1 protein-coding gene and 1 pseudogene are annotated in these 1,940 nt (G+C 64.1%); both read right to left on the bottom strand.

The annotated features are described in order from the left end of the window. The coding region (gene istB, locus IF809_RS38440; protein WP_041960795.1) for an IS21-like element ISFK1 family helper ATPase IstB at positions 1–696 on the bottom strand (696 nt) is incomplete at its 3' end. Between the two features lie 8 nt (positions 697–704). Then, positions 705–1,940 (bottom strand): annotated as a pseudogene (gene istA, locus IF809_RS38435) (IS21-like element ISFK1 family transposase); the annotation flags it as partial.

Raw genomic sequence — 1,940 nt, 5'->3', positions numbered from 1 at the left:
GCCGTCAAGGGTGATGGTTTTGGCGCTGCGTTTTCGCATGCTTTCTCCGGTGAGCTGGAGGCGGTGGGCGTTGTGGACGAGGCGATCGAGAATGGCGTCGGCGACCGTGGGGTCCCCAATGGCTCCATGCCAGGTGTCCACGGGGAGCTGACTTGTGACGATGGTGGATGCGCGGCCATGTCGGTCCTCGAGGATTTCGAGCAGATCGCGGCGTTCCGCGGCGGTGAGCACCGATAGTCCCCAATCATCCAAAATCAGAAGCTGAGCGCGGCCGAGGCTTTTGAGGAGCCGGGCGTAGCGTCCGTCTCCGCGCGCGAGCGCGAGCGCCTCGAACAGCCTTGGAACGCGATGATAGAGGACTGATCGGTTGTCGCGGCAGGCCTTGTGGCCGAGCGCGCAGGCTAACCAACTTTTGCCCAGGCCGGTTGCCCCGGTGACGAGCAAATTCTCGTGGCGATCGATCCAGCGACCTTCGACGAGTTTGGCGAAAACGGCGCGGTCGATGCCCCGCGGGGTGCGCAGATCGACGTCCTCGACGCAAGCAGTCTGGCGCAGTGCGGCGATCTTGAGGCGCGTGGTGAGCCGCCTGGTGTCGCGTTCGGCGGCTTCGCGGTCGACCAACAGGCCGATGCGATCTTCGAACGGCAGGGCTTCGAGATCGGGCGATCGGCGCTGCTCCTCGAAGGCCTTGGCCATTCCGGTCAGTCGGCGCCGTAGCTTTTGACGAGCGCCAGAATGCCAAGGCAGGTTCGAAAGCCTTGTTCTGGATGGGGCCGGGCGTCGATCACGGCCTGGAAAAACGCTGCTGTCGAAGGACCGATCCGCTCGCCGGCGGCGATCACCGCGGCGGGGGTCCATTTGCCGTAGCGGCGATGGGCGCTGGGCATGTGGTCGGCGATGGTGGTGTGTCCGCGTCGGTTGGGCGCGCGGGCATGGCTGGCGATCCGCTGGCCCTTGTGGAAGATCTCGACCGTCCGATCGTCGATACGGGCATCGACCAGCTCGCCAATCAGACGATACGGCGCGGAGTACCAATGGCCGTCGACCTCGACATGATAATCGGGAGCGAGGCGGCAGCGCTTCCAGCGTGCGAAGGCATAAGGCTGATCTGGCAGCGGGGTTAGCTTGGGTTTGTCGAGTTCGGCAAACAGTTCGGCGCGGCTTGAGCCGAAGCCACGCATTTGACGAGCATTGAGTTCGTCGACGAGTGTCTTGATGGCGGCGTTGAGCTCGGCCCGGGAAAAGAAGCGCTGATTGCGCAGCCGGGCCAGAATCCAGCGCTGGGCGATTTGCACCGCGACCTCGACCTTCGCCTTGTCTTTTGGGCGCCGCGGCCGTGCGGCGAGAATGGCCGTGCCGTAATGGCTCGCCATCTCGGCATAAGTGCGATTGAGGCCGGGATCGTAGCGGTCGGGGTTGCTGACGGCGGCTTTGAGGTTGTCGCAGACCACGAACGTCGGCGTTCCGCTCAAAAACGTGAACAAGTTGACGTGGGCCCGGATCCAGTCGGCCAAGCTCTCGCTGGGGCAGGCCTCGGCGTAGGTGTAGTTCGAAGCGCCCATCGCCGCGACGAACAGCTTCATCGGCTGCACTTCCCCGGTCAGGGGATCGACGATGTCGATGGTGTCGCCGGCGAAATCCACGAACACCTTCTCGCCGCCCAGATGAATCTGCCGCATCGAAGGTCGGACCCGCCCCTTCCAGGCCTCGTAGGTAGTGCAGAACCACGTGTACCCGAAACCGTCGGGATTAACGGCGCGATACTCCTCCCAGAGCAGGCGACGGGTTACGTTGCGCCGGCGGAGCTCTTTATCGATGTAGCTCCAGTCGGGCACCGGCCGCTGCGGGCTCTGAGACGCTGGTCGTGGGGCCGGGAAAAGCAAAAGCTCCAGGTCTTCATCGGTCATTCCCTCCGGAAGCGGCCAGCTCAACCCAGCAGA

It is taken from the genome of Bradyrhizobium sp. UFLA06-24, assembly GCF_054967145.1.
This window is presented reverse-complemented; position numbering and strand designations above follow the sequence as displayed.